The sequence below is a fragment of the Alcanivorax nanhaiticus genome (genome assembly GCF_000756665.1).
Classification (GTDB): domain Bacteria; phylum Pseudomonadota; class Gammaproteobacteria; order Pseudomonadales; family Alcanivoracaceae; genus Alcanivorax; species Alcanivorax nanhaiticus.
Map to the genome: position 1 here is coordinate 125,814 of NZ_ARXV01000009.1, position 18,903 is coordinate 144,716.

The following is an 18,903-nucleotide window of genomic DNA, read 5'->3' on the forward strand; positions in this document are numbered from 1 at the left end:
TGACGAAATCCCATGGGAAAAAGAAAACAGCGCCCTACTCGCCTGAGCGACCCCCGCCTGATCCCGTCATGGATCGGCGTTGGCCTGTTCTGGCTTATTGGCCAGTTGCCATGGAGCATACTGCTTGCCACAGGTAGAGGACTTGGCAGGCTCGCCTGGCATCTCGCCAAATCGCGCCGCCATATCGCCACCACCAATATCCGCCTTTGTTTCCCGGAACTTTCCGAAGAAGAACAACAGGATCTGGCACATCGCTGTGTCATCAGCACGGGCGAAGCCATCCTGGAAATGGCCGGTAGCTTCAGTAATCATCGGATCAAGCTGGACAAGCGGCTTACCATCAAGGGAATGGAGCACATCAAAAAGGCACAGGCCGATGGCAAGGGCGTCTTGCTGCTGGGCATGCACTTCAACTCACTGGATGTGGGTTCAAGGCTGCTGGGCTATGTGCATGACCTTCATGCGGTCTACCGGCCCAATGACAATCCAGTCATTGACCGCCTGATTAATCAGGGTCGCCTAAATTATGTAAAAAGCATTGTAGACCGGGCGGATATCCGTCAGATGATCCGTTTGCTGAAACGCGGCGAGGTGCTTTGGTATGCCCCAGACCAGGATTACGGTATCAAGCACGCGGTGTTCGTGCCCTTCTTCGGCATTCCCGCCGCTACCATCACAGCCACCTCACGCATTGCTCGCATGAGCAAGGCGGCCGTTATCCCCTGCGCTCATTACCGCCTGCCCGGCGGCCGCTATGAAATTGAGTTTGGCCCTGCATTGGATCATTTCCCATGCGGCGATGACGAACAGGATACGGCACGTATTAATAAGACCATCGAGCATTATGTTCGTAAATGCCCAGAGCAGTACCTATGGGTACACAAGCGCTTTAAACATCAACCGAATGGGGCCAAGCTTTACCGCTAACCTCCTGAGAAACAGACAAACCCAACGCCAGACCAACAGGAAGCACGAATACCATCCACTCAGGCCCAGGGTAATCGAGTAGCAAGTTTCCATCCGTCAACATTGCAGCCAACCCGAAGCAAATCAAAAGCAACCCAACTGCAGACACTGGCCAACTATTCGCCCGGTAGAATACCCAGGCAGCCCGCATGTAAACCGCAGCCAGCAAGAATACCCCCACAGCCCCTCCCCAATAGAAGTGCCCAAGCCAGATATTGTGGGCGTGCTGCCAGCCATAAACATCACTAAAATAAACGTAATTTTCATCGGTTAGGCCGTGACCAAACCACAGCGCTTCCGGCAAACGAACCAGCACAGACTCCCAGATCAGGAACCTGCCAGTATCCAGCCGAGCTAACCACGCCTCATCCTGGGCAAGCAAAAATGCAATTGCTGCTCCGAATACCACTACCGGTATTGCCCAGCGCCTCCAGCCATGACTCGCTAAAAAAGCAGCAGCCATTGCCGTTACAAGCAAGCCCATAAAAGGACCTCTGCTTCGAGACAAAAGAAAAACCGCCATCAAAACCACTATACAGACCAGCAAGATGGCCCTACCTCTCATAACCTGACCTTTTTCCAGTAGCAAAACACAGCCAAGCAACAGAGGAAATGCATAGTAGTACATCCCAATAATAGGATGCCGAGCCTCGCCCAACGGCCTTATCCTCATGCTAAATTCATGCCCCTGGACGAAGTAAAATGTCAAAATTGATGCACAGGCAACTGCCGCTCCAGCTAATACAAAAACCAGCAGAGAGCCACTCTTCAGTTTCGCGCTCGCCACTCCCCAAGCAATCAACGGGACAAAAAGGAAGGCTTGCATCACTGGTCTGAACATATCAACCGAGGCATCAATCGGCCCACTCCAAGCAGACCACCTCACCATGTAATAAATACCGTAGGCCAAGAAGGCGATCAGCAGAAATGGATCGACACGAACACTCGACGCTCTGCCTCGAACAAGCAGAAAAATAGCGAAAATTCCTAACAAGGGCTCAAATACGGAGGAAATCTTCCCTCCTCCCCTCTCAAGACCGATCAGGCAAAAAAGAATAAACAGAGATGCAAAAAGAACATTTTCAGCACAAGCAGAGCGCTTCAGAAAACTCGACATGACAAGCCCGTTATTCAAAGAAGAAGATAGCTTTTTAGGATTTCATCGAAGTCATAACGCTCGGGCATAACCTGTCTGCCTTTTTCATCAGACTGCAGGACTTGATCCATTAGCCGAGCCAAGGCGTCCACATCCCCGGCCTCAAACATACATTCCGGGTTGGCTTCCATTATCTCTTCAAAGCCACTAACTCTGGATGCGATCACAGGAAGCCCAAGACTCATGGCCTCCAGCAAGGCAAGACCAAACCCTTCATGGAACGAGGCACCAACGTAGAGGTCGGCCTCCCGGACGATACGAAAGGGGGGCTTTACATAGCCAGCAAGATACACCTGGTCATCCAAACCCAATTCCCTGATAAGGCGAGATATAGCCTCTCTCTCCTTACCCTCTCCAACAATCACCAAGTCGTGAGTATGACTAGCGTCGGATTTCGCATAGGCACGAATCAGGACATCAAAACCCTTAACCTTGACCAATCTCCCCACAGAAACAATATAAGGGCGGGAATGATTCATGGATGGCGCTGTCTTGGAAGCCTCAAGCAATGCGGATACATTCACTCCATTTCCGATCACTGCCACAACCCCTTTACCACCCACCACTTTCAAGTAGTCATCCCTGACTGCTTTTGAAACGGCAACCCTTTTACCCCTCTCATAGCACCCAGCAATGAGTTTGTAGCGAATCCGCCTTACCCAACCTCCACTTCCCCCTGCATGCTCGCTCTGTATCTCATGCATCACCTTAACAAGGTTTGGATGGCAAACACCTCTGAAAGCCGCAGCAACCTTGAAACCATGAATAACAATCATATCTTCGTTACTCACGCCTAAATCCAACATTAAATTTTCAAAAATAGTCCGATTTCTTTTCTCTGCAAAAAGGTTCCCAATGCCCTTTAAAAAAGGTCTGAATATCGCATATAGAAGCCGCATAACCAGACCGGACTCTGCATTATCCAAGTTAAGATAATGAACCTTATCCTGTAGATCCTCGGGCAACTCTCCCTTCCTGCTGGTCAGCACGATGTGCACCTCACATCCAGCGGAAAGAAACATTCTGGCATGCTCGACGATGACGGAGTTCAGCCCTCCGATTTTCATACTGCCAGTTACTAGCAAAACTTTTTTCATCACTCTACTCGTTTGCGCTCAGGAATGACCTGCTACCCAAGCCCCGCCCCTTTCTGTAGCATAACGCTTTTGTGGTTGAGCCATCCCAAAATGACTGATTCACACTTAACCATCGAGTTCCACTGCGAGTCAGCTCGCCAGGCTGCCATTGCAGAGGCTGTCCCACTCCTGCTTTCCAGTCAGGATGGCTGGCTGTCGATCAAGAAAAATGACCGCAACACCATCGCTTATCACTCCGAACTAGGCGTTTACTTCAAGAGTTTTAACCGAAATCCAGTGACAGAACGGTTAAAGGGTGTTTTTTCAGGAGGCAGAGCCCAACGCACACTCAAAGGCACCCGACTCCTTCAGGCTGCCAACTGTCTGGCGCCTGATATTCTAGCAACAGGGCAATACTCCCATAATGATTTCATCATTATGGAAGCCCTCAACGGCCCCCCCTTCCTTAACACCCTTGAAAGCTACCTCAAAGACAAACCCGGTAGTCATTGGCGCCACGACCTGTTTCGTGAGCTCGGCTTCACCATAGGCAAAATGCATGCTCAGGGCATTATTCATGGTGATTTGCGTGGCAACAATGTGGTGATTGTACCCGATGACGACTGTTACCGCCTCGCCATGATCGATAATGAACGGACTCGAAAGGCATTTCGCTTCAACCGGGAACAGCGCCGAAACCTTAAACAAATCATGTTGTTCGGCCCCCATTACATTACTGCTGCCGAGCGAGATATGTTCTTTGACTGCTACTTTCATGCATTTCCTCACTCGCCATCCAGTGCACAATCCATTGTTAAGCGCACCTTCGACGAAGTTGAAAAGCATTTTCAGCGCAAGGGCATCGTACAAGGGACGCCTCTTGAGCCAATCAATTACTGGCCAATTATCAGGTCACTACCGCCGCTGGAGGTCAGTCGGCACAGAAGCGGCTAACTATTTCGCTGACCTGATCAGCGTTAGCTCCGCTCAACCCTGCCTCACCACAGTACCCTGCTACCCAGGCACTAGTCAGAGGCGAGGTCAGCCGCAATCCGCTGCGATGGTTTCTGAACCAGGCTCTTTCCAGCGACGTCATGGCTCGCGCCTCACGCCATCCTGGGGACAACAGAGGCTTCTCCCTATCAAGCAAAATCAGCTCTTCGTTGTTGACCATGAAATCCTTGGCCCTAAGCGGCTCATAGCCGCCCAGCTTGTGCAACATCGCAGCTATCCTGCCATAGCCCGCTGCCAATCCGATACGAGCGGGATCATCAGACATCAACGCATCTTCAAGGCTAACACCCTCAACCGCTGCAGAGAGCATAACGCCACAAACAGGCAACCCCAGGGTGTAGCGAGTACCATAGCCAAGAATTGGGATCACAGTAATCCCCGCTTCCCGCAGGCGAAGCAAATTTCTAGCTTCCAAATCTACTGATGAACACCATGCTCGCGCCAAACAGAGCCGAGGAAGCAATACCTTCCAGCGCTCTCGACTACTCACCTTAAGGAAAACGTCCTGCCCCTGATATTTTCCGCTATAGACCTTCGTCAACGTCCCCTTTCCGGAAACCACATCAGGCTCAACGTCAAAAAGCGCCAGCTCATTTACCAGATCGTCGGCGGCTTCTCCCCGGGTTATCCAGCTCAAAACGACTCCCCTCGCAGAATCTCATCCAGGCGTTTGCGCATCCTCGCCGGGTATTCAGGCGTGTAATCAGGCCAACGTCCAGGCACCAAATAAGCCTCACCCAGCCAGGCGACGAAGTGCCGGATCAGCTCTTCATCAAAGTCCAAACCATCGGGATTCTGCAACAGCGCTGCCAACTCATTTTCATTATCAGCATGAGACACCAGCCCCTCTATGTTGTAGCAGGCATTCCCCAAGGTAATCACAGGCCTTCCCAACAGCAGGCTTTCGATGCCGACGGTAGAGTTAATGGTGATCACTCCGAGAGACTTCTCTATGAGCTGCTGGGTGTCATTCGCATTGGCATAAAGAATTCTCGGATGGCGCCCATGAAGCTCTGGATAACTTCGCTTGGAGGTAGGGTGCTCTTTGACGACAAAAACAGTGTCGGAAGGCAAGCTGTCGACGGTCTTTTCAAGCACATCATGCAAGCGCTCCATCGACTTGATCCACGGCGAGTGAATCAAAATTTGCGTATCATCATAAACTTGAAACGGAACGAAAATATATCGCTCCGGCAGGGTGATAGGCTCGCCTACAGGAGTGCGAGGCGGGCGCCTCACCAAGTTGCTGTCGACCTTCATACCCTGCGGCTGATAGGCCCGATAGAACTCTGGCTTCCGAGGCATGCCGTTGGCAAAGTTAATGCCTTCACCATCAAGCACCATCGTGTTCGGCAAATAACCAAGTTCCAGATAAGCCAGTTTAATACCTTCAGCTTTGGCCCAGGCAATAACCGCTTTTTGTTTGTAATGCTCCCCATTGAGAACAAAAAGAACATCCGGTCTGCGCTGGTCAGCCTCCCGAAATATTCCTGCCATAAGGTGGGCTATTCGTAGCGCCAACCCAAACTGGAACCATCGGCCATGAGCACCATTATTGAGCCTTCCCTTATCTACACGAAAACTTAGCCACTCCGGCAACCGATCACGATTCTTCCACACCCAGCAAAGGGCACGCACCGTCTCCCCCCAACCGGGGTGCTTGGCATTCAACACGACCCCATCAACCGGCATTTCTGATTTCAATGCAAGAAAGTGCTTCTCTTGATTTCGACTCATTGCCAGGAACAGCACATAGGGCAACGTCCTGCTCATCATCAGCCTCCTGTTTTCTGTCGAGGAGAAAAGGCACTATCACTAATCAAGCCACGCTTCTCCAATGCTGCGTAGAGTAATGCTTCCTGATAACCCGCTTCAGCAGGGGGCAACTTCTCGATAATGTGATCCTCTGCATCCAGCCGATAGCGATAACCATAGATAAGGTCGACCATGATTTTGTTATTCGCATCCAGCAGACTTGCGTTAGAAGGCGCATTACCTTTGCGTGTTTGCGAGTAAAGAAGCAGAGGACGATGGTTCGCGCCATGCAGAAGAGAACGACCAAAGATGCTTGATTCACAATGCACCCCCAACAAATCCAGCACCGTTGGCATTACATCGAAATGGGTTGAGCGAGCCACTTCTCCCGCCGGTAAAGCAGGATGACACATCATTAAGGGCGTGCGTACTTGCCCATTAACGCTCGAGCTCGAATGAGAGACGTAGCCAAATTCACCAAAACTCTGACCGTGGTCTCCAGTATAAATAATAAGCGTGTTACTCAGATCTCGGCGCTCACCCAACGCGTCAATAAATGCTGCCAGCACAGAATCCGCTTCCTCAGCAGCATTACAAAAACTGACCTCTCGGCCCTCACCCTCATGGCGGCCAAATCGCGCCTTGTTGACCACCTGATAAGGGGAGTGAGTTTGCTCGTTCTTCAAATGCAGGAAAAACGGTCCATCACCCAATGATTCGTTGATGGCATCAACACTGTCCAGGAAAGCATAATCCCCACGCCCCGGGTCCAACCCTAACGAATCACGATCAAGCACTTCATCAAATCCTGCCTCTCCCAAAATATCGCAAAGATTAAAAAAACGGGTACGCGATATCATCATATAAGCGGTGCGATACCCCTGAGCCTTGAGCAAAGGCAGGAATGGATACTCACCATTTACAGGATAATTTCCCTGATAGAGATGCTGTATTGCACGATTCGTGTTTGGGCAGCAGGCATAATGCATTTTCGAAACGAGAGACCTGCTTGCCAATGCCTCCATAAATTCCAGTCTTGCTCCATTTTTCTTGGCCGGATAGATAGAGTCTCTAGCCAATGATTCCATAGTAATCAGAATCACGTTAGCCCCACGGCACAATCCAAAACTTTCACTGGGCGACGGGGGTGCCAACGGCAACGCGACATGACGCTGCCGATCCTCATCATTCAGATCTACAGAGCCGGGATTCAACCGCGCGCCATGAATGAAGTCTCTCACCGGTGAACGCACGGTAAAAAATGGCGCATCAAAAAACTGTGCCAACAGCTTCAGCGCCATCACACCGAGCAACAACGCTCCGCCAGCCACCGCCTGCCACCATGACCAATCCACATCTGCATCCGCCAGAAAACCGATCAAGGCAGCAATCCCTGCCAGCACGCTCAACCAGACAGGCGCCCCAATCAAGCGGAAACGACTCTTTGTGACTCCCATTAGGAACAAGACAAAGAGGGCGGCAAACGCTACGTCCCTGACGCTGGAGCTGCCAGCCATCTGGGCATAGATCGCCACCAAAAAAGCGACAACCGCCAGGGGCGCCGCCAAAAACCAGGAGCGCTTAACCAACGCGTCCATTATCTCCCGGGAATCACCGGAAAAGCTCTCGGCCCCCTGCAGAAAGATCTTCAGGTTATTCAGGTTCACTTCGAAACCAAAAAGATGAACCAGCACCACGTCCAGCCACATGATCATCAATGACAATCCGACCAGAGCGACCAGAAAACCATAAATCACTGGCCAGGGGGCAGCCATCGAAACCACCGTAGAAACCAGACACAACACCCAGACATCATCCAGCCGAGGACGAGTATCAACATAGTTTCGCAACGCATAAATTTTGCGCTGCATATACACAATCGCCAACGCCCCCCAGAAAATCAGCGTTAACGACAAGCCAACATGAGACCATTGAGACATCACAATTGCGATCCATATTTCTGACGGTGACGTTTTGCCAGCTTCTCATAGGCAGGCCCCAGATCGCGACAGATCTGCGCAACAGACCGTCCCCGCTGCCTGGCGTAATTGGCCAGCATGGTTTCAACTATGTATTCGTTAATTCGCAACTCACGAGCATTAATCAAAAATCGGGCCAGATCCCTGCCAAAGCGCTTATTGCGAAACCATAACGGCCGATAGACTCCATCCAGGTCTATCAGCACCAGCTGGGAATCAGAACGACGCACCATCCAATTAGCCCATTTGGTATCACCGTGTGCATAGCCTGCCTGATGCAACCCCACCAGGAGGTTCACGACATCAGTAAACACGCGCTCAACACCTCCAATCGCATCAAGACCATGGTTGACTGCTATGGATTTGAGGTCCTCGGCCTCAAGGCCTTCACATACGAAAAAAGATGAGGAGCAATCACGTCCCTTTTCCACCAGATACGCCAGCGGCTCAGGGACCCGGACACCGACGCGTAGCAACTCAAGAGAAAGCCGAAAAATACGCTTGGCTCGAAACACACCAAACCAGCCAATGAAACGACGAAATACGCTCTTTGCCTTGTAATGTTTGACAAAAACGGTGCCAGCGGATGCTTTAAGCAGGCGCGCTTCAACCTTACCGCCCTGCTTGAGAGCCTGGTGTTCGGCATTAAACCATGCCTGAACAGACGCTCCCTTCAGGAGAGAAGTTACCGCTTCTTGATCACGATAGACCAGCCGGAAGTCGTCACCATCATGTGTCTTCAAATCCACCGCGGAGCCTCCCGTTGCTTGTCCTTGCGGTACAGTTTTTCGGCACGCTCACGAACTGCAAGCCAAAAACGCTTGTCCTCCCGCAGAGTCTCACGCCAGGATTTCCCACTATAAAGTGCCATGCATCGCAGCACATCACGGGCCGTCAAACCAATATCCATGGCCGAGTAAAACAGGCCACTGACATCCTTGACCAACCATCGCCATGGCACCTCACCGCGAACCTGGGCCCTGTGCAAATCAATCAGATACAGAGGCGCATCACCATCCTGTATATCCCAACGAGCAAGATCCATCAGAAAATGGCACAGGTAGAAGTCACGATGATTTATGCCCGCTTCATGCATACTCCTGGCAACTCGTACCACATTTGCCATCAAGGCCCGCTTGAAAACAGGGTCTGGTGGAGTTTTTTCCCAGATTAACCCGGCATCCTCCAGACTCAAGGTATTTGCCAGATCGTCAGTAATGAGGAAAGAATGGATCCGGGCAGGGTTAATGCCTTTCTGGCCGTAGCCAGCGATTGTCATGGTATCCAAACCGGCGGCCGCGACAGCCTCAATGGCTCTGACTTCAGAAAGCGCACTGATGATCGGCAACCTGAGCTGGATCAGATTCTTCAGCACCTCTTTCCATCCCACCCCGCGGTGATACTTGAGAAAGAAGCTTTTTCCACCCATCGCAAAGCGCAAGGTGCGCCTGCCTTCGCGGGCGCGAAACACCTCTCCTTCCAGAGCATCGACACACTCAAACGGGTCTCTGTCATGCCAGGCAGAGGCGAATTCATCCCTCAGGAAGATTTCAGTCATGAGCCCAGTAGCACCTCAATTTCTGCGAGCACCTGCTCATGCATTCCAAACAAATCTACCCGCTCGGCGTACTCGAGTGCAGAGCGGCGATAAGCAGCCCGGTCACCCATTAGCATGTCCGCCAGCGCCTGATCCAGCGCCTCCTGCCGAAAAGGCGAAGCAACAACTTGGCCAGCCCCGGAGTCAAGCACGTAGCTGGCGTAACCACAGGCAGCAGTCGTCAAAATCGGCAAACCGGCAACCAACGACTCTACCAGCACCATTCCTGCCGCCTCATGGAAGGCAGGATGAATCAGCAGGTCAGCACCCTGCAGAAGAGCTGGCACATCATCACGAGCCCCGGCAAAGATCACTTTACCGCTCAAATTCAGTTTATTGATATCCGCCTGCATGGGAGCGCTATCATCTTCACCCACCACCAACAGCTTTACGGATTCGATCGAATCTGGAAGGTGAGCCATGGCCAACAATGCGCGTCCAAGCCCCTTACGACGAAAATCAGAACCAAGAAACAGCAGCAGATGCTCTCCCTCAGCGACACCAAACTCCTTGCGCACCTCAGCCCTCAGAAACGCGGCATTATCACCGGGGCGGCGATCGTTTCTTACGCCCGGTGGCAACACTCGGTAGCGACGCTGGTCCAAGTCATACTCTCCGAGATAGTCATCCCGCTGACTATTATTGAGAAACAGGATCCGGGCATGACCAGCTGTTGAAAACAACTGCCGTTCAAGATTCAGGTACGTCCGATATCGCGGCAGCATACGAGTCAGGGCATTCTTTTCCTTGACCCGCATGGCGAAACAATCGTCAGCAGCAAAATACAAATCTCCACCGGGCAAGCGGTTAAAAACCACCAGCACCTTTGCCTTGACCTCATCCTTGAACTGCAGGGCTTTGCGACCAAAAGCGACCATCGCGGCATGATTCGTTCGAGGGGTCACCCGCTCAATATTCACTTTCAGCCAGTCAGGGCGATCCCCCTCCCACTCGGTCGTCAGCACCTCTACTCGATACCCCGCCTGCACACACAGTTCAGCGACACGCAAAAAATCACGCTGCAAACCGCCGTAGGGAAAATAACGAAACAATGCAAAAGCCACGGTGTAAGGCTGCTGCGTCATATGCATAACTCCCGTAGTCGCTGCCACACAAAATGAGGTTTCAGAGTACTGAAGCAAGGTGGCGAGACGCCCTTACCTAATTCTCCCCGATAGGTACACCTTTCTTGAACACAGGGAGCACAAGGAAAGTCCGCAGCCAGGGATTTAGCACTTAACCCAAGCACCCCTGTCAACTGGGGATCTGTTGGACCATAAAGAGCGACGCCAGGCAAGCCTGCGGCGGCGGCCAGGTGAGCAAGGCCAGTATCCACAGCCACGAAAGCATCCCAGCTGAGCAACTTGTCCGTGAGATCAGCCAATCCCATCTTGGGTAATACTTCTGCCGTGGCAAATTCAGCGGCCAGCCGCTCCGCGCGGGCCTTCTCCTCATCGTTACCCCAGGGCAGAAACACCCGATGCCCCTCAGCACAAGCCAGTCTGACCAGCTGGTGCCAGAACCCTTCCGGATAATGCTTGGTAGCCCAGGTGGTGCCATGGCAAAACACCAGGTTTGCTGGTTGGGACAGCGGGGCAGGCACATGGCTGCGGGGGAGACCTGCATCCGGGGCATGGGTTGGCAGGGTATAGCCCAGAGATTGCGCAAACAGCTGCCTGACACGATGAATGGCATGCTGCCCCTTGATAACAGCCTGAGGGTGATCGAGCACCCTGGCAGACAGGCCTTCACGGGCAGAGTGCTTGTCCAAACCGAATTTCGGACCACGCGCCAGGCGAGTAATAAAGGCACTCTTGATCAGCCCCTGAGCGTCGATCACCGCATCGTAGTCCGTCGCTTGCAAGGCCGACTTGAAGTCACCCCATTCACCAGAGCGACGAGCCTTGAAAGGGTGCTTGCGCCAGCGCCTCAAGGCACAGGGGAACACCTGATGCACCGCCGGATGGCGGCGGGCCAGATCCGCAAAGGCTTCTTCGACAACCCAGTCCACCTGTAAATCAGGAATCGCCGCTTTCGCATCGGTCAGCGCAGGCAGGGTATGAATCACGTCCCCCATGGAGGAGGTCTTGATCAACAGCACACGCATGGCATCACCGCTCAGGCATCAGCAGTTTCAAGCTGCTGCAAAGCATCAATGACCTGGCTCGGCGGCAGTTGCTTGAGGCAGTTCAAATGCCCCAGTGGACATTCCCGCTCAAAACAGGGACTACACTCCAGCCCCAGCCGCACCACGGCCACCCGATCACCCAACGGCGGAGTAAAACCTGGCGAGGTGGAGCCGTAGACTGCCACCAGCGGCCGCGTCAGAGCTGCAGCGATATGCATCAAGCCGGAATCATTACTGACCACCGCATTGGTCGCCGACAGCAGATCCACGGCTTCCTCCAGCGAGGTCTTTCCGGCGAGCACCGAGGCGTGCGCTCGCGCGTCCTCGCTCAAGGCCGAGACAATATCGCTGGCCACCGGCTGGTCCTTGCCGGACCCGAAGATCCATACCTGGCCGCCGTGATCAATCCAGTGCTGGGCCACCGCCGCATAGTGCTGCTCTGGCCAGCGCTTGGCCGGCCCGAACTCCGCACCCGGACACAACCCCAGCACGGGCCGCGCCATGGATAGGCCATGTGCCGCCATGGCTTTCTCGCGGGAAGCATCATCCACTTCCAGATGCGGCGCGGTGATCTCATCCAGCAGCGGCATCGGCGCATCCTGCGGCAAGGCCAGTGCCACAAAACGCTGCACCATCAGCGGATAGCGCTCCTTGTCCAGGGCCCGCACATCATTGAGCAGGCCATAGCGCATCTCACCACGCCAACCGGTACGGACAGGAATCTTCGCAGCCCAGGGCACCAGGGCAGACTTGAGGGAATTGGGCAGCACATAGCTTTGCTGATACTGACCGCGCAGGGATTTGCCCAGCGCACGCCGCTCACCCAGTTTCAGATCACCATGATCAAAGGGCAGCGCCAGCGCCTCGCGCACCTCAGGCATGCGCGACAGCAATGGCCGACACCAGGCCGGCGCCAGCACATCAATGGCACAATCAGGGTATTGGCGACGCAGTTCGGAAAACAGGGGCTGCGCCATCACCATGTCGCCGACCCAGGACGGGCCGACGACAAGGATGGCGGACGGAGTCTGGGACATCCGGGCAATCAGCTCACGTAAGTGAGCCAATCTCCATATTTGTCATCCAGCTTGCCAGTCACCAGATCAAAATAGGTGCTCTGCAGCACTTCGGTGATCGGGCCTCGTTTGCCAGCACCGATGATTCGGCCATCCAGCTCACGGATCGGGGTCACTTCAGCGGCAGTACCGGTGAAGAAAGCTTCGTCGGCCACATAAACTTCATCACGGGTAATACGCTTTTCGCGCACCGTGTAGCCACGCTCTTCAGCCAGCTGGATGATGGTCTTGCGGGTGATGCCATCCAGGCAGGAAGTCAGTTCCGGGGTGAACAATACCCCGTTCTTGATCACGAAGATGTTCTCCCCGGAGCCTTCGGCCACATAACCTTCATTGTCCAGCAACAGCGCCTCGTCGGCACCACCGGACAGCGCTTCATTCAGCGCCAGCATGGAGTTGATGTAGTTGCCGTTGGCCTTCGCCTTGCACATGGTGATGTTCACATGATGGCGAGTGTAGCTGGACGTGCGCACCTTGATACCCAGCTCAAGCGCTTCCGGAGACATGTAGGCAGGCCATTCCCAGGCCGCCACCATCAAGTGCACCTTCAGGTTGTGGGCACGCAGCCCCATCCCTTCACTTCCGTAAAACACCATGGGGCGCAGGTAGGCGTGGGGCAGGTTGTTGGATTTCACCGCCGCCACCTGGGCCGCATTGACCTCGTCCTTGGTGAACGGGATCTTCATGTTCATGATATGGGCACTACCGAACAGACGATCGGTGTGCTCTTTCAGGCGGAAAATTGCCGGACCCTTGGCGGTTTCGTAGGCTCGCACCCCTTCAAAGACACCCATGCCGTAATGCAGGGTGTGAGTGAGGACATGAACCTTGGCTTCTTCCCAGGGAACCAGTTCACCGTCCAGCCAGATAAAACCGTCTCTTACAGCCATCGACATGGCAATGTGTCTCCAACGCTAAGGACCTTCGAGCACCCGCTCTACAGGTCGAACCAATGCTTCCAGATCGCTCGAACGCCTTCCCGCAAATCACGGAACTGGCTGTCGTCGACAATGGATTTCTCTTTGCGCAACGAAGCGCGATGGGCCGCGGACCGGTAAGCGAGGTACGCTTCCCGCAACAGGCCGGCGTCCTGCGCCGACATAATGTCCAGTGCAGCCAGGGTTTCCAGCAGCCGCACGTTATCGGTGAAGCGGGTCAGTTCACCGTGGGAGGAGGCCCATCTCAGAACCCCGTATTGCACCATAAATTCGATATCAACGATACCACCGGGATCCTGCTTCAGGTGGAATTGCTCGCCGGTTTTGTCACCCAGGTGATCGACCATCTTGCTGCGCATGGCCAGCACATCGTCGCGCAGCTTCGTCTGGTCTCGCTCGGCACACAGCACCTTGTGGCGAATCTCGTCAAAACGCTGGCGGGAACGGCTGCAACCGGCCACCACACGGGCGCGCACCAGAGCCTGATGTTCCCAAGTCCAGGCATCATTGAGCTGATACTTCTCGAAGGCATCCATGGAACTCACCAGCAGCCCGGCACTGCCGGAAGGCCGCAGCCGGGTATCCACCTCGTAGAGCTGACCACTCATGGTGCGAGTAGAGAGGATATGCACAATGCGCTGACCCAGGCGGGCATAGAACTGCTCGTTGGAGACCGACTTTTCTCCATCCGTCATGCCACCGCTGGCCGCATCATGCAGGAACACCAGATCCAGATCGGAGTTGTGCCCCAGCTCAATGCCACCCAGCTTGCCGTAACCCACCACCACGAAGTCAGGATTACAGGGCTGACCATTATCCCGCGACGGGCGTCCATGACGCTCCACCAGCGGCTCCCAGGCCAGCATCACCACCTGATGCAGAATGCTTTCCGCCAGCCAGGTCAGGTAATCACTTACCTTCATCAACGGCAGCACTTCGGTCACCTCGGAAGCCGCCACTCGCAACAGATGGGCCTGCTTGAAGTTACGCAGCACTTCCATCTGCTGTTCCAGATCGTCTTCCGCTACACGCAACAACTGCTGGCGCAACTCATCATCCAGCTCGGCCAGTTCCGGCGGGGAGTAGAGCGTGCGCACATCCAGCAGTTCATCCAGTAGCACCGGGTGCAAGGCCAGACGCTCCGCGATCCACGGGCTGGCACCGGACAGTTTGACCAGCTGGGTCAGCGCGCCGGGATTTTCCACCAGCAAGGCGATGTAGGCGCTACGGCGCAGCACCGCCTCGACAAAATTCAGCAACCGTAATGCCGTGGTTTCACCGTGCCCCTGATACCCGAGCGCCTCCAGCATCAACGGCATCAGACGATCCAGTCGCTCACGACCAATGGCCTGCATATTTTCCACTGCGCGACCATCACGGAAAGTATTCAGACGCGCATAGACAGCGTCGGCATCCTGCACACCGATTGCCTGCAATTGCGCTACTGCTGCCGCATCATCCAGCTCGCCCAGCCACAGATCCAGCAGCTCCTGATCCGCCCCCTGGGCGGCATCGATTTCCTGCTCAGGGTCGGCAATCACCTGACTGAAGTGATGGCGGACATTTTCGCGATAACGACGCAGCTTGCGCTCAAAAGCCGCGCGCTCGGAAAAGCCCATGGCAAAGGTGAGCCGCTGCCAACCGAGCTGGTCATCCGGCAATCGCTGGGTCTGACGGTCACCCACCGCCTGCAGGCGATGCTCCACATCCCGCAGGAACAGATAGGCATCGGTAAGCTCATCGGCCACATCATCGGGAAGCAGTTCCTGCTCTACCAACAGCGGCAACACCTTAATCAGATTTGGCTCACGCAGGGCCGGCAACTGACCACCACGAATCAGCTGGAAAGCCTGAACAATAAATTCCACTTCACGAATGCCGCCCGCACCCAGCTTCACATCCGCCTGCATGCCCTTGCGGTTCACTTCCCGCTCAATCAGGGACTTCATCTCCCGCAGGGACTGGAACGCGCCGTAATCGATATAGCGACGGTATACAAACGGGTTCAGGCGTTTGAGCAGGCGAGCACCCGCTTTGAGATCCCCGGCAACAGGACGCATCTTGATCAGTGCGTAACGCTCCCACTCGCGCCCCTGCGTCTCGTAGTAGCCCTCCATGGCATCAAAGCCGATGGACAGCACCCCACTCTTGCCCCAGGGGCGCAATCGCATATCCACCCGGAACACAAAACCATCAGCCGTCGTCTGGTCGAGCACCTTGATGAGTTGCTGTCCCAAGCGCACAAAGAACTGGTGATAGGTCTGTGAGCGTCGCTCGCCCTCCAGTTCGCCCTCATGCTCATAGGCAAAGATCAGGTCGATATCCGAGGACAGGTTCAGCTCCCGGGCGCCCAATTTCCCCATGGCCAACACCACCAGCTGCACAGGCTTGCCATCCGGTGCGGTGGGAGTGCCGCTGCGCTCACAGGCCCAGCGATACAGCAGGGCCAGAGCTTCATCGATCAGGGTGTCGGCCAACAGGGACAGGTCCGCCACCGTACTGTGATAGTCGCCAATACCCGCCAGGTCCCGCCAGATAATGCGCACCATGTGCCGGTGCCGCAGACGGCGTACCCGGCGCTTCAGCTCGTCTTCGCTATCGCAATCTGTCAGCTGTTCACGCACCTGCTGGTGCAATGATTCCGCCTCGAGAGGCTGACTCAGTTCGCTGTCGACCAGCCACTGCCCCAGTTCGGGATCCCGCAGGAACTGGCTTGCCACATAATCCGAACCAGCCCAGACACGGGGCAGGTCATCATGGAGTGCTGCAGGCATGGCATTGCCGGATTCAACGAAATGCTGCCAATGCTGGCTGACCAGCACCGAGAGTTCGTCGGGGAGGGACTGATATTGGGGTTCATTCATGGGGGGCTATTGTCGTATGCGACGGGGCAAGCTACAAGCAGGAATAAAGCCACAAGCTTCAAGCTGCAAGCTACAAGGCGCGGGTTGAGCAGAGAGGCCATCTGGCTGGTCGGGACTCCGCGCAGGCACGTTGGGTCCGAAGCTGCTGTGGGCGCGGCGGTTATTCGCTGCGCACGACCTGCGCGACTCTGCTTCGTTGCCCCCCCTGTCTTACGGTCTGTTTGTTCATTTCCCGTCCCGGTGCGCGGGCAGAGCCTTGGTGCATCCTCAAAGTTTCTCCCGCGCCTTGTAGCTTGCAGCTTGCAGCTTGTAGCCACCTCACCCCATCAACAAATCCTGTGACGGCGTCACCCGCATCACTTCCTCAATGGTGGTCAACCCTTTGGCAACTTTCATGGCACCACTGATACGCAGTGGCTTCATACCGTTTTTCAGCGACTGACGGGTAAGGGTTTCCAAATCCCCCCCCCGGGTAATCTGGTTTTTCAGGGTGCTGTTCAGCGGCATGGTCTCATACACGCCCATCCGCCCCAGATAACCGGTACCACGACACTCCAGACACCCCACCGGGCGGCAAATTTTCTCTGGCACCTTCATCTTGAAAGGCCGCACCAGCTCCTCCCAGGCGGAAACATCCGGTGCCACCTCCTCCTTACAATTGGGGCACAGTGTTCGTACCAGACGCTGGGCCATCACCCCAATCACTGTGGCTGAAATCATGTAAGGCGCCACCCCCAGGTCCACCAGACGAGTAATAGAGGACGGCGCATCGTTGGTATGCAGTGTAGACAGCACCAGGTGACCGGTAAGCGCCGCCTGAATGGCCATTTCTGCGGTTTGCAGATCCCGGATCTCACCAATCATGATGATGTCGGGATCCTGACGCAGCATGGCCTTCACCCCCTGGGCAAAGCTCACATCAATGTTGGCCTGCACCTGCATTTGATTGAAGCTGGGTTCCACCATCTCGATGGGATCTTCGATGGTGCAGACATTCACCTCACTGGTGGCCAGCTGCTTGAGAGTGGAATACAGGGTGGTGGTCTTACCCGACCCGGTCGGCCCGGTCACGAAGATGATCCCATGGGGATTCTTGGTCATCTTCTGCCAGGCCTCGTAGTCCTCGCGAGTGAACCCCATCTGCTCAAAGCTGCGCACCAGCACATCCGGGTCAAATACCCGCATCACCATTTTTTCGCCAAACGCCGTGGGCAAGGTGGAGATACGCAGCTCGATTTCATTACCGTCAGGGGACTTGGTTTTCAGACGACCATCCTGCGGCTTGCGCTTTTCCGCCACATTCAGACGGCTGAGAATCTTCAGGCGGCTGGTCACCGCCGCCATGATAGCGGCGGGCAACTCATACACGTCGTGCAGCACACCATCAATGCGGAAGCGCATCTTGCCCGCATCCCGACGCGGCTCCAGATGGATATCACTGGCCCGCTGGGTAAAGGCGTACTGGAGGATCCAGTCCACAATATTAACAATGTGCTGGTCATCCGCATCGTGCTGTCCTTTACCCACCTCCAGCAGCTGCTCGAAGTTGGTAATCCCGGACAGCTCCTGCCCGGTATTGCCAGTCGCCCCGGCAATGGAGCGGCTCAAGTTGTAGAACTCGATACGGTAGCGGCGCAGATGCTCCGGATTGGTGAGCACCACCTCCAGCTCACGGTCACGCAGGGTCTGCTGTAGATGCCCTTTCCAATCCTGTATGAAAGGCTGATCGCAGGCCACTACCACCCGGTCGCGATGCACTTCTACAGCGACAATGCCGTGGCGCTCCGCGAAGGCATAACTCATCACATTGGTGACCTGATCCACCTGCACCTTGAGGGGATCGATATTGTAGACCCGCATCCCGGCCCGCTCACCGAGCCAGTCGGTCAGAAAGTCCACATCCAGCATCTGATGGGTATTGGTACGATCGGTGAGCCGGTACTTCGCCAGCACCTGGATCGGGTGCCAATTCAGCTCTTTCTTTTCCCTGGGCGTGGTGGAAATGACATTAAAGTCTTCCTGGCTGACCCGCCCCTCATCCAGCAGCTCACGCATCAACCAGCGCACATCGATCTGTAAACCATTGGGAACAGCGGGTTTGGCAGTGGCGTTCACTCAGACTCTCCGAATTCTGTTCAGGCCTGTTTCAGATGACTCCGGCCCTTATCGTTATATGGGGTTACTGTAACCCGAAGATCAAAACCCTGACAGCCCCGCCCGGTTTCACTATACTCGCGACCAATTTCATGACGTAAGTGTGACAAGAGTCCACTGCGTCAGCGGATGGCACGCCGTAGGCGTACCGGAAGCAACATGGGAAACTTGGGCCTTTTAACACTGCCAAAATGGCCCCT

At 54.9% G+C, this 18,903-nt stretch carries 15 protein-coding genes; 2 read left to right on the forward strand and 13 right to left on the reverse strand.

What is annotated here, in order from left to right:
- The first annotated feature begins 12 nt into the window (after positions 1 to 12).
- Complete coding sequence (lpxL, locus tag Y5S_RS12355; RefSeq protein WP_035233349.1) at positions 13 to 927, forward strand: LpxL/LpxP family Kdo(2)-lipid IV(A) lauroyl/palmitoleoyl acyltransferase; 915 nt, start codon at positions 13 to 15, stop codon at positions 925 to 927.
- On the opposite strand, the gene Y5S_RS12360 is transcribed toward lpxL, so the two are convergent.
- Entirely contained in the window at positions 890 to 2,083 is a 1,194-nt protein-coding gene (locus tag Y5S_RS12360; protein ID WP_035233350.1) for an O-antigen ligase family protein, read from the reverse strand. The genes lpxL and Y5S_RS12360 overlap by 38 nt on opposite strands.
- 14 nt (positions 2,084 to 2,097) lie before the next feature.
- Positions 2,098 to 3,219: a glycosyltransferase gene (locus tag Y5S_RS19185; protein WP_052041576.1), complete on the reverse strand. Its 1,122-nt coding sequence runs from the start codon at positions 3,217 to 3,219 to the stop codon at positions 2,098 to 2,100.
- Between the two features lie 75 nt (positions 3,220 to 3,294).
- Here Y5S_RS19185 and Y5S_RS12370 point away from each other — a divergent pair, with 75 nt between their 5' ends.
- A complete protein-coding gene (locus Y5S_RS12370) occupies positions 3,295 to 4,152 on the forward strand; it encodes a lipopolysaccharide kinase InaA family protein (RefSeq protein WP_231552681.1) in 858 nt (285 codons plus the stop codon).
- Here Y5S_RS12370 and Y5S_RS12375 read toward each other — a convergent pair.
- The 11 genes from Y5S_RS12375 to Y5S_RS12425 all read right to left on the reverse strand — a co-directional run bounded on the left by Y5S_RS12375 (position 4,130) and on the right by Y5S_RS12425 (position 18,604).
- Positions 4,130 to 4,849 (reverse strand): BUD32 family EKC/KEOPS complex subunit, encoded by a 720-nt coding sequence (locus tag Y5S_RS12375; RefSeq protein WP_035233351.1) that lies wholly within the window; start codon positions 4,847 to 4,849, stop codon positions 4,130 to 4,132. The two genes, Y5S_RS12370 and Y5S_RS12375, sit on opposite strands and share 23 nt — an antisense overlap.
- A complete protein-coding gene (locus tag Y5S_RS12380; RefSeq protein WP_035233352.1) occupies positions 4,846 to 5,985 on the reverse strand; it encodes a capsular polysaccharide export protein, LipB/KpsS family in 1,140 nt (379 codons plus the stop codon). Before Y5S_RS12380 ends, Y5S_RS12375 begins: the two co-directional genes overlap by 4 nt.
- A gap of 2 nt (positions 5,986 to 5,987) precedes the next feature.
- The gene (locus Y5S_RS12385) at positions 5,988 to 7,907 is read right to left on the reverse strand and encodes a sulfatase-like hydrolase/transferase (protein WP_035233353.1); all 1,920 of its coding nucleotides are present in this window, start codon (positions 7,905 to 7,907) and stop codon (positions 5,988 to 5,990) included.
- Positions 7,907 to 8,695, reverse strand: coding sequence for a lipopolysaccharide kinase InaA family protein (locus tag Y5S_RS19190; RefSeq protein WP_052041577.1), 789 nt, complete (start codon positions 8,693 to 8,695; stop codon positions 7,907 to 7,909). Before Y5S_RS19190 ends, Y5S_RS12385 begins: the two co-directional genes overlap by 1 nt.
- Complete coding sequence (gene rfaP / locus Y5S_RS12395; protein WP_035233354.1) at positions 8,686 to 9,504, reverse strand: lipopolysaccharide core heptose(I) kinase RfaP; 819 nt, start codon at positions 9,502 to 9,504, stop codon at positions 8,686 to 8,688. Before rfaP ends, Y5S_RS19190 begins: the two co-directional genes overlap by 10 nt.
- Positions 9,501 to 10,628, reverse strand: coding sequence for a glycosyltransferase family 4 protein (locus Y5S_RS12400; RefSeq protein ID WP_035233355.1), 1,128 nt, complete (start codon positions 10,626 to 10,628; stop codon positions 9,501 to 9,503). Before Y5S_RS12400 ends, rfaP begins: the two co-directional genes overlap by 4 nt.
- Positions 10,625 to 11,650, reverse strand: a complete 1,026-nt coding sequence (gene waaC / locus Y5S_RS12405; protein ID WP_035233356.1) for a lipopolysaccharide heptosyltransferase I — start codon at positions 11,648 to 11,650, stop codon at positions 10,625 to 10,627. Before waaC ends, Y5S_RS12400 begins: the two co-directional genes overlap by 4 nt.
- 11 nt (positions 11,651 to 11,661) lie before the next feature.
- On the reverse strand, positions 11,662 to 12,708 hold the full coding sequence (gene waaF, locus Y5S_RS12410) for a lipopolysaccharide heptosyltransferase II (RefSeq protein ID WP_035233357.1): 1,047 nt from the start codon (positions 12,706 to 12,708) through the stop codon (positions 11,662 to 11,664).
- 8 nt (positions 12,709 to 12,716) lie between these two features.
- Positions 12,717 to 13,643 carry a branched-chain amino acid transaminase gene (locus Y5S_RS12415; protein ID WP_035233358.1) on the reverse strand — a complete coding sequence of 309 codons (927 nt, stop codon included), beginning with the start codon at positions 13,641 to 13,643 and terminating at the stop codon, positions 12,717 to 12,719.
- Between the two features lie 41 nt (positions 13,644 to 13,684).
- A complete protein-coding gene (gene glnE, locus Y5S_RS12420) occupies positions 13,685 to 16,549 on the reverse strand; it encodes a bifunctional [glutamate--ammonia ligase]-adenylyl-L-tyrosine phosphorylase/[glutamate--ammonia-ligase] adenylyltransferase (protein ID WP_035233359.1) in 2,865 nt (954 codons plus the stop codon).
- Positions 16,550 to 16,867: 318 nt separating this feature from the next.
- Positions 16,868 to 18,604: a GspE/PulE family protein gene (locus Y5S_RS12425; protein WP_081939760.1), complete on the reverse strand. Its 1,737-nt coding sequence runs from the start codon at positions 18,602 to 18,604 to the stop codon at positions 16,868 to 16,870.
- Between the last annotated feature and the right edge of the window lie 299 nt (positions 18,605 to 18,903).